The following is a 12,850-nucleotide window of genomic DNA, read 5'->3' as shown; positions in this document are numbered from 1 at the left end:
GCCCTCCAGGCACGACGCCCCCGTCCAAGCCAAGAGGGCCGGGTTCGCGAACCGCACGGTGCCACGGGAATCGGAGACGTAGACCCCTTGCTGGCATTCGGCAAGGAGAAAGGCGACGTCGTCCGGTTGGAGCAACGCCCGGCATTCCCGACTTCCCGCAGGGGAGTCCGTCGTCTTCGTGTCGAAAGCCATTAACGAGGTCTCTGCAGTTAGACGTTTATTACGTCGGCTTTCGTTGAGTGCCGTAGGGCGGATGTCTTAATGGACGTGCGCCCCTTCGGGAGCCTCTCTTTCAGGTTCAAGAAGGATCGCGGTGCCGTCGACGTCGTCGGCGGCCAAGAGCATGCCCTGGCTCTCCATTCCCATCAGCTTAGCGGGCTTGAGGTTGGCGACCACCACGACTTGCCGGCCGACCATATCGACGGGTTTGTAACGCTTGGCGATCCCCGCCAAAATCTGCCTCCGCTCCTCGCCGATCATCACCCCGAGCTTCAGGAGCTTTTCGCTGCCGGGGACGGGCTCCGCCTCGATCACCCGGCCGATCTGGAGCTTCACCTTCATCACGTCCGTGATCTCGATCTCGGCGGGCGGCTCGAACTTCGCCTTCTTGGTGGGCTTTTCTCCGGAGCCCCCCCCTCGGTTCTGAGGGGATGGTTCGTGCCCCGCGGAACTGAGGGGGGGGTTGGGGGGGGAGACGGGCGGTCCGGGCTTCTTCTCAAGGCGCGGGAACATCGGCTTCGGCGTACCCAGGTCGTGTCCGGCCGGGATCCGGCCCTCATTGCCCACCTGGGCCCAGGAAAGGGTCGGAGCGAGTCCCAGCTGCGCCGCCACCGCGTCTGAAGCGCCTGGGACGAACGGCCGGAGCAGCCCTTCCGAGGCGTAAAGGCAGTAGACCATTGACTTCACGACGGGCCCAAGCCTCGGGTCGCCCGCCTTGGCCAGCGCCCAGGGCGCCCAGGTGTCGATCTGCTTGTTCAGGAACTGCACGACCTTCATCGCTGAGTCGAGGGCCTCGTCCAGGCGGTGCGCGTCCATGCCCTTCTCGACCGCCGCTTTGGCGCTCGCCACCGCCTCCAGCGCCTCCGGCTCGACGTCCGCGTCCGGCACCTTTCCGGCAACAAACTTATGGGCCATGCTCAGCGACCGGTTGAGGGCGTTGCCGAGGTCGTTGGCCAAGTCGGTGTTGTACGTCCGCTCGATTTCGAACATGGTGAAGTTTGTGTCGCTCTCGAAAGGCAGCAGCCGGGCCAGGCAGAAGCGCAACGCGTCTACGGCAAGCCGCCGCTCACAACCTGCTTCCTCGAAGAAGGCGACGAGCTCCTCGGAGCGCAGAACGTTCCCCTTGGACTTGCTCATCTTCGCGTCGTTGAAGGTGAACCAGCCGTGCGCCACGACCGACTTCGGTAGCGGCAGTCCCGCACCCATCAGCATCGCGGGCCAGAGCGTCGCATGGAACCGCGTGAAGATCTCCTTGGCCATCCAGTGCACGTCGGCGGGCCAGGTCTGGTCCCAGTCCGTCGCGTCCGGCCAGCCGGTCGCGGCGAGGTAGTTGATCAGGGCGTCGAACCAGACGTAGATGACCTTCGACTCGTCGCCCGGCACGGGGATGCCCCAGCCTGGGTTCGCCCGCGTGACGCAAAGGTCGCGCAACCCCTGCTTGATGAAGCTCACGACCTCGTTCCGCCGCCCCTCGGGGAGCAGGAACTGCGGGTCGCCCTCGATCTTCTCCAGCAGCCGATCGCCGAAGGCGGAGAGCCGGAAGAAGTCGTTCTCCTCGCTCACCCACCGCACTTCGTTGCCGTCCGGGCTCTTACCGTCGACGAGGTCGCTCTCCTTGACGAAGGTCTCTGCGCTCACGTCGTACCAGCCTTCGTACGTGTCCGTGTAGATATGCCCGTTCTCTCGCAAGATCTCGAAGAGCCGCTGTGCCGCCCGCTTATGCTCGGGCGAGGTCGTCCGCATGAAGACGTCGTAGTCGATGTCGAGAAGGCTCGCCGCGTCGCGGAACGTCTGGCTGATCCGGTCCACAAAGACCATCGGATCCTCCCCCGCTGCCTCCGCCGCCTCCTTCACCTTCAGCCCGTTCTCGTCGGTGCCGGTGAGGAACACGACCTCGTCGCCCTGCATCCGCCGATAGCGCTTCTCGACGTCGCAGACGAGCATCGTGAGCGCATGCCCGACGTGGGGCGTGCTGTTCACGTAGTAGATCGGGGTCGTGACGTAATAGCGCTTGGGCATGGCGGAACTCAAGTGTACTTCTCCCACCCTCCCCGCCCCGTGGGCGCAGGCTGTTCAGAGGTCGGTGTCAGCCGCCCGGAGGGACCCTGCGCTCCCGAGAGTTCCCGCTTTCTTCGCAGGGTCTGTCGCCTGCTGGCGTATGGGCCGGACAACCTGCGACTACAGGTTTGCAAACCCGGGTTCGTGGCGACCCGTAGGCGCAGGCTGTTCGGAGGTCGGCGTCAGCCGCCCGGAGGACCCTGCGCTCCCGAGAGTTCCCGCTTTCTTCGCAGGGTCTGTCGCCTGCTGGCGCATGCGACGGACAACCTGCGGCTACAGGTTTGCAGACCCGGGTTCATGGCGACCCGTAGGCGCAGGCTGTTCGGAGGTCGGCGTCAGCCGCCCGGAGGGACCCTGCGCTCCCGAGAGTTCCCGCTTTCTTCGCAGGGTCTGTCGCCTGCTGGCGCATGCGACGGACAACCTGCGGCTACAGTCCCCGGGGCGGGGATTCAGCGATTCCCAGTGAATATCCTTGCAATAAAACGTGACCTTTCGACCCCCGTCTGTTGTAGGATCAATGAGGACGGGGCTTGGGGGCAGGGGCTAAGCCCTGCCTTGTGGCCAAGTCTGGTGCAGGAACCTAACATGAACTGGATACGATGGACGGCGGCGGCGGCTGCCGCGGCCGCGCTCGCCGGCTGCTTTTTAAGGACAAACTTAGGATCGGAGGAGACGGGCGGCGGAGGCGCCAGCCCGATCGAGAACTACAAGGAGGCACGCATGCGCGATGCTCTGCGCGGTCTCGACTTCTCTACCGGCAAAGTGACGCTCACGGCCGAGGCGGCCAAGATCGCCCCGCGCGGATCGCTCGCCGACGGCGCACGACTTGCCGCCGAAGCCGACCGCGTCTTCGAGACCAACGACTTCCCTGCCGCGATCGAGGCCTATAAGAAGGCGGTCATCGTGGCCCCTGGGCGGGCGGAGACTTACCTCGGCCTCGCCCAAGCGCTGGTGCCGAAGGGCCGCAGCGCCGAGGCCGAGGCTGCGGTCCGCACCGCCGTTTCGCTCTCGCCGAAGAACCTGGACGCCCGCCTGGCCTGGGCCAGGCTCGTCGACGCCAAGGGCGACGCCGAGGCGACGGTCGCGGCATGGAGCGCCCTCCTCGCGGTGGACGGAACCATTGCGGAGGCCCACGACCGATTGGCCATCGCCACCTATTACCGCGGTGACGCCCATGGCGCCCTCAAGCACATCGAGGCTTGTGAGAGGCTCGGCGGCGCGGTGCCCGCGCACTTCAAGGACCTCGTCCGGTCGGAGGCCGGCACCACCAAGCCGTGAGGCAAGGGGACTGAACGCACTATGGAACGAAGATTATCCACCCGCCGCCGACTTCTCACGGCCGCACTCGCGACTTGCGCCGGCCTTGTCTCGGCCCAGTCCGTCTTAATCGGCCCGCCTGTCCGGACGGACACGGGCAGGGGCACCTTCGCCGCGAACGAGATGAGCGCGGCCTCGGTGGGCGCCCTAGGCAACGAGATCGTCACGTCCTGGAACGACTGGAGCGAGAGCACCGGGTCCGAAGTGATCCGTTGTGGCGTCGGCGTCAGCTCGGACGGCGGCGCCACTTGGGCCGACTTCACCCTGCGCCCGCCAACTGCGAACCGGTCCGGCGTCGAAGGGGACCCGTTCACGATCTACGACTACCGCACCGGCAACACATGGGCCGGAGCGATCAGCTTTGCGAGTAACGGCGGCGTCTACCTCGCGCGCAAGACCCCTGGAGTGAACGCATTCGACGCACCGGTCATGGTGCAGGCGAACGGCGGCACAGACAAGGTTTGGGGCGCCGCCGGGATCGTCCCCGGCGATCCGAACAGCACGCGGCTCTACGTGGCTTACAACCTTGGCGTGGCACGGTCGAACGACCTGGGCTTGACCTGGCTGGCGCCGGTCTCGCTCGGCTCGGGCCTGGGCTTCAACCCCCGTGTCGGGCCGGAGGGCAACGTCTACGTCTCCTTCTGGAACTTCTCGAACCAAACGTTCCAGCTCCGGCGCAGCACCAACGGGGGAGTCAGCTACCTGGCCGCCCAGACCCTGCTGACCCGCGTCGGGACTTGGGGGACCGAGGACTGCCCGATTATCCCGGGCAACTTCCGCGTGCCCGCCATTCCGTCGATCGCGGTGGACCCCGTGACGGGCGCGGTCTATGCGGTCTCGCCCGACTCGGGCAACCTGGTCGGCTCGAACCGGAACTGCGACCTCTTCTTCCAGAAGTCGACGGACGGCGGGGCGACCTTCACCTCTCCCGCGCCGCTCTTCCGCAACACGAGCATCAGCCGAGACCACTTCTTCCCCTGGGTCGAGGTGGACCGCACGGGCCGCATCCACTTGCTCTACTACAGCACCGAGTCGACGCCCCAAAACGACAACAACACGGCAAGCTGCATCACGGAGGCCTACTACTCCTACAGCGACGACCAAGGGGCGACGTGGTCGCGCGAGATCCTGACGAACTTCAAGTTCGACATGATGAACGACGGCCTTAACCGGGCCATGGCGTTCTACGGCGACTATCTCGGCATGGGTTGGGGCGGCCAGCGCGTCTATCCCAACTACGTCGCCAGCTGGCCGAACAACGATCCGGACAGCTACGTCAATGTTGTGATCAACCCGTTCACGGCGCCGACGGTGGCCGGCACGAACGGGGGGATCCAGATCGCGGGGAACGTGGACTCGCTCTGCCAGACCGATGGGAACCGCTTCGAGGTCCGGAACGCTCCGGCCTTTGGCCCGACCGGCCCGAACGCGGGGTGCACGGCGACCTTCGTCACCGGTGTGACCCAGGTCGCTTCGCTCGAGGTGGACTTGACGAGCTCGGTCACGGCCGTGCCGCCTTCCTCCATCACCCAGAAGATCGAGCTGCTCAACGTGCAGACGAACCAGTGGGAGACGATCGACACCCGCTCGGCATCGGGGACCGAGACGCGCATCACGGTTCCCGCGGGGGCGAGTCCCGCCCGCTTCTTCGATGCGGCGACCCGGACTGTGAGGGCTCGCGTGGGTTGGCGCCAAAGCGGCATCCTCGCAGGGCCGAACTGGACGGCGAGGATCGACCGGTTCCACGTTAACGGGCGGAGATAGCGCGACTCGCAGGCGCGCACCCTCGCTCTTGGGGGTGCGCGCCACGCCCCTTGTTCAAAGGCTTCCGAGCCATTCCTTCGTGGCCCGGGGCGAGCCCAGCCGCACCACGACCCTGCCCTCGGCTTCCAGGGCCTCGGCCAGCGCCAAGGTCGACTGCCGGTTTCGGCGGTGTTGGGTCACGATCCACAGCAAGAGCGACTTGCGGCTGAAGAAGGTGTTCGCTAGGCTCTCGCGGTTGCCGTTGCACACGGTCTCGCCGGACACCGCCCGCCGGACACACCGCAGAAGGCAGCGTCCCAGGGGGATGTGGATAGGAAAGTCCAGCCAGACCAGGGCGTCGAGGCGGCTGGCCCAGATGTGGCGGAACTTCGAATAGCTCCCCGACACGATCCACTCGTCTTCTTGGGCGACCTCCGCCATGACCGCGGACATGCGATCAGGGTTCGGCGTCCAGCCGGGGTCCCAATAGATCTCGTCGAGTTCCACGAGGGGGATGCCGAGGCGGTCGCTCAGAGCCCGGGCCAGAGTGGATTTTCCCACGCTGGAGATGCCCGTGACCTGAATGCGGCGTGCGCCGTTCAGATGCGGCGCAGGGCGTCTCCGATAAGCCATCCCACAAGCGACCCGATATAGACGAGGTTCCCCCCGAAGACGAGGTTCTGCATGCCGAGAGTCCCGGACCGGAACATGCCGAAGAGGCCGAACAGCACGGTCACCGCGCCGACCGCGCCGAGCAGGAGCGAGAGCGAGCGGTTAAAGGTCTGCTGCCGCGTCCCGACGACAAAGTAGACGGCCGCCGCGAGCCAATACGAGACCAGCGAAAGGAGGGCCAGGGCGACGGCAGGAGGCAGGGTCATCGTGGCGCTGCCGCTCACGGCCCGGTACTTGGCGATGGCGCCGGAGGCGGCGAGCCCCGCGCCCAGGACGACGCCCGCCACCGGCAGCATGGCGATGACGCTGGCCGTCCACTCCGTGACCAAGGGCAGGCGCAAGGCCTGGTCCTGGGCGAAGAACGTATAGATCGCGGCCCCGAGAACGAGGCCGATGGAGACCACGAGCGGCGCCGCGTTGACTTCCGGCAAGTCCGTGAGGGTGGGGCGATAGTTTGCGGCGGGGTCGTTCAACGCGACCATGACCTCTTCGTACTTGCGTTGATAGATGGGGTTGGCGGGTTCGTACTGGGCCGCGTAGCCGTAGTTCTCCAGCGCCTTCTTGAGGTTGCCACGGTAGCGGGCGACGTCCCCGAGCACGGCATAGGGCACGGGCTGCCTGCTCTCTTGTTGGAGCATCTTGAGGGCTTCTTGTTCCGCCTCGATGAAGCGCCCTTGGTTGACGAGGGCGGTGACGTGGCGGACGGCCTCTTGGTCGATATGGGTCCGAGGGGCTTGGTCGCGCATGCGCTCTTCGGCCAGACGCATGAGCCGCTCCTCTTCCTCGCGCTCCTTCTGGCGGCGTCGCCGCTCCTTCTCTGCCTCGCTGTTCTTGTTGAGGATGGCGTCGTAGGCGGTCTTCCGACGATCGTCGGTCAGCACTTCGTAAGCCTCTTGAATGGCCCGGAACCGGTCCTGCGCGTCCGGCCGGCTGGAAACGTCGGGGTGTTCCTCTCGGGCCAGCCGACGATAGGCGGCCTTGACGTCCTCCACGGACGCGCCCCACTTGAGGCCCAAAGTGTCGTAGTGCGTCCGCACAGCTTCTAATACCCTGACGGGGGCGGCAGAGGTTTGGGCGTGCGCAAATCTCTGGCGAGCTTCAGATTAATTTGGTCGTTAAGCCCTTACCCGTTCGCTTGCCCCATCATCCCGCCGAAGTAGCCCGAATAGAAGGTGAACAGGATGTAGAGCACGTAGATCGCGACGATCAGGAGCGTTATGACGCCAAAGACCTTGGTGGCTTGTTGGGCGCGGATCTGGCCCTCTTCCTCGTAGTACTCGGCCACTTTTGTGAGCATCTGGTCGAGCTGGCCCGTGGTCTCGCCCGTGCGGGTCATATCCAGCACGATGCGGCTGAACCCGCCGGTGGCGGCGAAGGTCTCGGTGATCCCGGCCCCCGACTCCAGGCGCTGGGCGGCGGGATAGATCTTTGACCGCACGGCCTCGTTCCCGCAGGCGTCGGCGGCAAGCTTCACGGCGACGGGGATGGCCACGCCCCCTTTGTAGAGCGCCCCGAAGGCGCGTCCGAACTTGGCCATGGCAAAGCCGTTCACCATGCTCCCGAACCAGGGCAGGACGACCAAGATCGAGTCCACCGTGTGTTTCACGGCAGGGATTCGCAAGCCCCACCGGACAAAGATGAACCAGGCGGCGAAGAAGACCGTTGCCCCGATCCAGATGAAGGTCGGCGTGGGAAGCCCCTGCCTCCCCGGGGCAACGCTTGCGATCACCGCGTTGGCCGCCAGGATGATGAGGATGGAGAAGAAAACGGTCACCTTTGGCCAAAAGGTCTCGCGGCGGATCATGTTGCGCAGGGCGATGTCCCGCTCCAAGTAGTCGGCGATGAGCTTGAACTGCTCGTCCAGCATGCCGCCTTGTTCCCCCACCCGCACGAGGCTCAGGATGAGCGGCGAGAAGACTTCGGGGTAGCGCTGGAAGCCGACGCTCATCGGCCGGCCGGCGACGACGTGGTCTCGGGTCTCGCGGAGCACGGTGCGGAGCTTCGGGCTGGTGGTGCTGTGGCTCAGGGTGTCCAAGGCGTCCGACGGGTTGATGCCCGCGTGCATCATGGAGGAGAGCTGGCGGAAGAAGAAGTGGAGCGAGGTGAGCGGCACTTGGCCGACAAGCGGCCCCGCGACGTCGGTGACGAACCGGCTCCTCGGGGTGGTGGGGGGCGCTTCCTGTGGGGCGACGCCCTCGGTCTGCGGCGCGGCGGGGGAGGCGGGGCGCGGCTCTTCTGGCATGACCGCGACGGCGAGCGAGGTCACCTGTAGGCCCTGGGTGACCAGCGACCGTGCCGCCGCGTCCATGGATGCGCCATGGACGGTGCCGTTGACCGTGCGGCCTTCCGGGTTGGTCGCGCTGTACTCGAAGATCGGCATCGTTCCCTCGTCTGTTATCGGCTGAAAGGCGCGTCTATTCTCCCTCGGTTCCTTTGAGGGCCGCGTTGATCACGCCCTGGTAGTAGCCGCCGTAGAAAGTGGTGAGCGCGACCAAGACCAAGAGGCCCGTCAGGACCGCCGCCGAGGTCATGAACGTGACGAGCCGGGCTTTGGCCCAAACCGCCTGCTTTTCCTCGGCCGAGCGGACGAGGTGGCGGAAGGCGTCGGGGAGGGTCCCCGTGAACTCGGCGTTCGCCACGACGTGGCTCTCCTCCGCGCCGAGCACCCGCGCCCTCTGGAGGATCTGGGCGTAGGGGGTCTGTTCGCCCGCTCCTTGCAGCCCGCTAAGCAGACGGTCGCGGAAGGCCGTGTTCGGCACGGCGCCGGCCGCAAGCCGCCACGCCAGGGCAGGGTGCAGCCCTGCGGCCGAGAGCCGCTCCAGGTGCCGGTTGAACGCGGCCAGGTTCTGCTGCTTGGCGAAATGGCCGAAAACGGGGAGCGCCAGACCGATCCGGTGGCGGAGCGAGAGCTGTCCGCGCTGCTTCATGGCCCAGCGCACGAGCAGGTACAGGGCGAAGCCACCGACCATCATCCAGACCGGCCAGCCGAAAAACGCCCTCCAAGCCTCACGGAAGAGGATATCGAGGCGGACGTCGGCGCTGTCCGCGCCCCCGTTTACGATCTCGTCCGTCATCACGACGCTGGCCTTTGTCCAGGTCACCGCGAGGGGGATGCCGATTAAGCCCGCGATCAAGACCTCTGCCCGCAGAAGGCGCGAGTGGAGCCCGACGACGGAGGCGTCCCGATAGCGTTCCTCGAGCTCGCGGCAGGTCTCGGGCAGGTAGCCGCCCGCTTCCGCGGCGGCGATGGCGCCGACCGTGCCCGGGGCGAAGATGTCCGGATAGCGGGCCATTCCGCTGCTCAGGCTTCCCTTCTCGGCGGTCTCGCGGGCGATCTCGGTGAGCGCACCCCGCAGGTGGGGACGCCTTTCCTGGTCTGCCAGCCGGGAGACGGCGAGGGACGGGGCGACGCCCGCGTTCCAGAGCGAGGCCAGCTGGGCGAAGAGGAACGAGAGGTGCCGGTTCGAAACCTTCGGGGTGCGGACCGCCGTCGGTTGGGGCCGGTCCGCCGTCGGCTGGACTGCCGCGGGCCGGACGGCGGGAGCGGCGGTGAGCCGGGGCTTTGTCGCTGGGGCCGGGGCTGGGGCCGATTGGGTGGCGATGGCGATGCGCGAGACCCGCACGCCCTGGCGCGATAGCTGGGCGACCGCGGCGTTCGCGTCGCTCGCCGTGATCTGCCCCTCGCGGGGAGACCCGACGACATCAGAGCCTTCGAAACGGAACGTCGGCATCGGCAACCTTCTGGACGTCTTGTTGAGACACCTCGTCGCGGCGCAAGAGTTCGAGCGCGGAGCCCCAACCGGGAATCCAAGCGTCCGGCGCGATCTCCACCAAGGGCAGGAGCACGAAACGCCGCTCGGCCGCCCGGGGGTGCGGGAGCCAAAGCCGCGCCGAACGCAGAAGCAGCGCGCCATAGAGGATGATGTCGAGGTCCAGCTCGCGGGGGCCGTTCGCTTCTCGGGTGCGCCTTCCCAGCCCATGCTCCACCGCCTTCAGTTTTTTCAGCAGTGCGTAGGGGCCGATCTTGGTGTGGCCGGTAAGGACGGCGTTGTAAAAGCTTGGCTGCGCTTCGAGGTACATCGGTGCGGACTCGTAAAGGCTCGAGACCCTCTCGACCCGCACGAACTGGGAGATGCGGCCGAGGGCGGCCACCATCTGCGTGCGGCGGTCGCCCAGGTTCGCGCCGAGCGCGATGACGACGGGGGTCATGGTTTGGCGGGCAGCCCCAGCCCCTCACGTTTCGGCGCGCGTTCCATAAGGCTGTTGACGGCGGAGCGGACGTCATACCGCCCTTCCATAACGCCCTGGACGACCTCCATGATCGGCGCCTCGACTTCGAGCCGTTTCGTGAGTTCCAGGCCGTGGGCGGTCGTGGTGACGCCCTCGGCGACTTGGCCGATTTCTTCGAGGAGGCTGTCAAGGCCCCGCCCTTGCCCCAATCCAAGGCCGACCCGGTAGTTGCGGCTCAGGCGCGAGTTCGCGGTGGCGAAGAGGTCGCCGACCCCGGCGATGCCGATGAACGTCTCTAGCTTCGCCCCCATCGCCAGTCCGATCCGCGCCATTTCGGTGAGGCCGCGGGCCAGGAGCGCGCCCTTCGTGTTGTCGCCGAAGCCGAGGCCGTCGGACATGCCGGCCGCGATCGCGTAGACGTTCTTGAGGGCGCCGGCCAGTTCCACGCCAAGGGCGTCGTCTGTCACGTAGACCCGAAAAGAACGGCACATAAAGGCGTCCCGGACGCTCTCGGCGGCGGTCTCGCACTCGCCCGGCGCGCCGGCCGCCACCGCGACGGTCGGGATGCCCCGGGCCAGCTCGACCGCGAGGTTCGGACCGCTGAGGCTGACGAGGGGATTGGCCAGACCGGATCGGCGCACGGTCTCGGAAGGGCGGAGCCCGCCCGCGCCGAGGCCCTTGCTCGCCACGACGACGGCGTCCGCTTCTCGCGCGACGGGGACGACGTCGCCTACGGCGGCGGAAGGCACCGCGATCACGGTGAGGCCGGGTTCCGGTTCGGCCTCGTCGAGACTCTCGACGCGGAGCCCTTCCGGCAGCACGAACCCGGGCAGGTAGCGCAAGTTCTCCCGGCGGGCGTTGAGCGTCTCGAGGGCGTCGGACTCCCGCCCGACGATCCGCACTTCGTGCCCGTTTCGGGCGAGCACCAGGGCCAGGGCCGTGCCCCAACTTCCCGCGCCAATGACTGTGGCCTGCACCGCCTCTGATTATGCGACGGTCGCGAGGTTTTGGGGTTCGAAGGGCTGGGAGCCCCGGTCATGGCCGGCAACTCTGGTATATTCCGCTCTCGCCCCGATTCTCCGCCCGACCGCCGGAATCGGGTTAGGAGCAAGTAGGAAAGCATGCCGCTCGATAAGGCCGTTAAAGTAGACGTCATCAAGAATTACGGGTTGAAGGAAGGCGACACCGGTTCCACCGAGGTCCAGATCGCCATCATGCAGGCCCGCATCCAACAGATTACGGAGCACCTCAAGTCGAACCGGAAGGACTACCACAGCCGGGCCGGGTTGCTCAAGCTGGTCGGTAAGCGCCGCCGCCTCGAGGCCTATCTGCGCGCACGCGACGTCGTCAAGTACCGCGAACTCATCGGCAAGCTCGGCATCCGCGAAGTCCGGCCGCGCTGACGCGCTAGGTCTTTTCGAGCGTTTCCTGGGCCGCCGCCGAGTTGCTCGGTCGGGTCACGAGGTAGGTGCCTAGCAGGATCACGCCTCCTCCCAGGAACTGGACTGGGTGGAGAGGTTCGTGTAACAGCAGCCAGCCCCAGAGCGCCCCGAAGAGGGGGATGAGGAAGGTGACCGTGAGTGCCCTCGTGGGGCCGACCCGGGCGAGCAGCCAGGTGTAGACCAGGAACGGCAGGGCGCTGCAGAAGGCGCCGAAGGCTGCCGCCAGGCCAAAGTCCGCAGGCGGGACGGGCGCGGCTCTGGGCCAGAGGATGGCAGCGGGCAGCGCCAGGGCAAGAGCGCCGAAGACCTGCCCGCCCGTGGCCAGCTCGAGCGAGCCGAGACCCTTGGCGTTCAGCTTCATCACAATCCCCGAGAGGCCGTAACAGGCCGAGGCGAGGAGGCAGGCGAGGATAGCCAAGGTCGAGCCGTCCCTCAGGTTTGCCGTCCAGGCTTCGCTGACGATGGCCACCCCTCCCGCGCCGACCACCAGCCCGGTAGCTTGGAGGGCGGTGAGCCTTTCCCGAAGCCAGAGCGCCGCGAAGAGGGCGCCGAACATGGGGGCGGTGGCGTTCAGGACGCCGAGAAGGGCGGCCGAGAGCTTGGTCGCGCCGAAGGCGAACAGCGAGTAGGGCACGGCGGAGCTCAGCAGGCCGATTCCGAAGAGGAAACCCAACCGGGACTTGAGGGGGAAGCGCTTCCCCCGGACGGCGGCGAAGATGAGGAGGAACGACCCCGCGAAGGCGAGCCGCAGGAACGTCAGCGGGATCGGCCCGAAGACCGGGACAAGGGCGCGCTGGAAGACGAACGACCCGCCCCAGAGAGCGGCCATAGAAAGGAGGCTTGCCGTCTCGGCGGGGCGCACGGGCGAATTTTGCCCGTTCGGGTCGCGGGTTTCCCGCCGGAATCGGACCTTGCGCCTTAGACCCTTTGCCGGGGTTTTCCCAGGAGGCGCCGCCACGCCGTGGGCCCGCGCTTTTCGTCAGGTATTCTTTGCACCTGGCCAAGTCCTGGATGCGTGCCGTTCTTCGGAGCCTCCCGCGGGAGTTTGCGGAGAGCGGCATTCGGACTCGCTTGGCCCTTTGGCGTGGCCGAGTCGTTCTCCTATAAGTTTTATAGGCCCTATAAGACCTCTATTAAGAGCCTCGGAGTCACGCCCTGCGCGAGATAAC

The 12,850-nt window shown here is 66.7% G+C and carries 11 protein-coding genes; 3 read left to right on the top strand and 8 right to left on the bottom strand.

The window, feature by feature from the left end:
* Nucleotides 1-258: 258 nt before the first annotated feature.
* Entirely contained in the window at nt 259-2,238 is a 1,980-nt protein-coding gene (metG, locus tag KF733_02110) for a methionine--tRNA ligase (GenBank protein QYK56280.1), read from the bottom strand.
* A gap of 624 nt (nt 2,239-2,862) precedes the next feature.
* Here metG and KF733_02105 point away from each other — a divergent pair.
* On the top strand, nt 2,863-3,555 hold the full coding sequence (locus KF733_02105; protein ID QYK56279.1) for a tetratricopeptide repeat protein: 693 nt from the start codon (nt 2,863-2,865) through the stop codon (nt 3,553-3,555).
* A 21-nt stretch (nt 3,556-3,576) separates the two neighbouring features.
* Nucleotides 3,577-5,358: an exo-alpha-sialidase gene (locus KF733_02100; GenBank protein ID QYK56278.1), complete on the top strand. Its 1,782-nt coding sequence runs from the start codon at nt 3,577-3,579 to the stop codon at nt 5,356-5,358.
* A 54-nt stretch (nt 5,359-5,412) separates the two neighbouring features.
* On the opposite strand, the gene KF733_02095 is transcribed toward KF733_02100, so the two are convergent.
* The 6 genes from KF733_02095 to KF733_02070 form a co-directional block, all read right to left on the bottom strand.
* Nucleotides 5,413-5,898, bottom strand: coding sequence for a hypothetical protein (locus tag KF733_02095; protein QYK56277.1), 486 nt, complete (start codon nt 5,896-5,898; stop codon nt 5,413-5,415).
* Nucleotides 5,899-5,936: 38 nt separating this feature from the next.
* Nucleotides 5,937-7,046 carry a J domain-containing protein gene (locus KF733_02090; GenBank protein ID QYK56276.1) on the bottom strand — a complete coding sequence of 370 codons (1,110 nt, stop codon included), beginning with the start codon at nt 7,044-7,046 and terminating at the stop codon, nt 5,937-5,939.
* Between the two features lie 86 nt (nt 7,047-7,132).
* Complete coding sequence (locus KF733_02085) at nt 7,133-8,389, bottom strand: type II secretion system F family protein (protein QYK56275.1); 1,257 nt, start codon at nt 8,387-8,389, stop codon at nt 7,133-7,135.
* Nucleotides 8,390-8,423: 34 nt separating this feature from the next.
* Complete coding sequence (locus KF733_02080) at nt 8,424-9,740, bottom strand: type II secretion system F family protein (GenBank protein QYK56274.1); 1,317 nt, start codon at nt 9,738-9,740, stop codon at nt 8,424-8,426.
* Nucleotides 9,712-10,218 carry a 2-amino-4-hydroxy-6-hydroxymethyldihydropteridine diphosphokinase gene (gene folK, locus KF733_02075; GenBank protein QYK56273.1) on the bottom strand — a complete coding sequence of 169 codons (507 nt, stop codon included), beginning with the start codon at nt 10,216-10,218 and terminating at the stop codon, nt 9,712-9,714. The genes KF733_02080 and folK overlap by 29 nt, the downstream gene beginning before the upstream one ends.
* A complete protein-coding gene (locus tag KF733_02070) occupies nt 10,215-11,216 on the bottom strand; it encodes an NAD(P)-dependent glycerol-3-phosphate dehydrogenase (protein ID QYK56272.1) in 1,002 nt (333 codons plus the stop codon). Before KF733_02070 ends, folK begins: the two co-directional genes overlap by 4 nt.
* 144 nt (nt 11,217-11,360) lie before the next feature.
* On the opposite strand from KF733_02070, the gene rpsO reads away from it, so the two are divergent.
* Nucleotides 11,361-11,642 carry a 30S ribosomal protein S15 gene (gene rpsO, locus KF733_02065; GenBank protein ID QYK56271.1) on the top strand — a complete coding sequence of 94 codons (282 nt, stop codon included), beginning with the start codon at nt 11,361-11,363 and terminating at the stop codon, nt 11,640-11,642.
* A 4-nt stretch (nt 11,643-11,646) separates the two neighbouring features.
* Here rpsO and KF733_02060 read toward each other — a convergent pair whose 3' ends face one another.
* Nucleotides 11,647-12,543 carry a DMT family transporter gene (locus KF733_02060; GenBank protein QYK56270.1) on the bottom strand — a complete coding sequence of 299 codons (897 nt, stop codon included), beginning with the start codon at nt 12,541-12,543 and terminating at the stop codon, nt 11,647-11,649.
* Nucleotides 12,544-12,850 lie beyond the last annotated feature (307 nt).

It is taken from the genome of Fimbriimonadaceae bacterium (assembly GCA_019454125.1).
Taxonomy (GTDB): domain Bacteria; phylum Armatimonadota; class Fimbriimonadia; order Fimbriimonadales; family Fimbriimonadaceae; genus JALHNM01.
The sequence above is the reverse complement of the archived record's forward strand: the minus strand, read 5'-3'. Positions and strand labels throughout refer to the sequence as shown.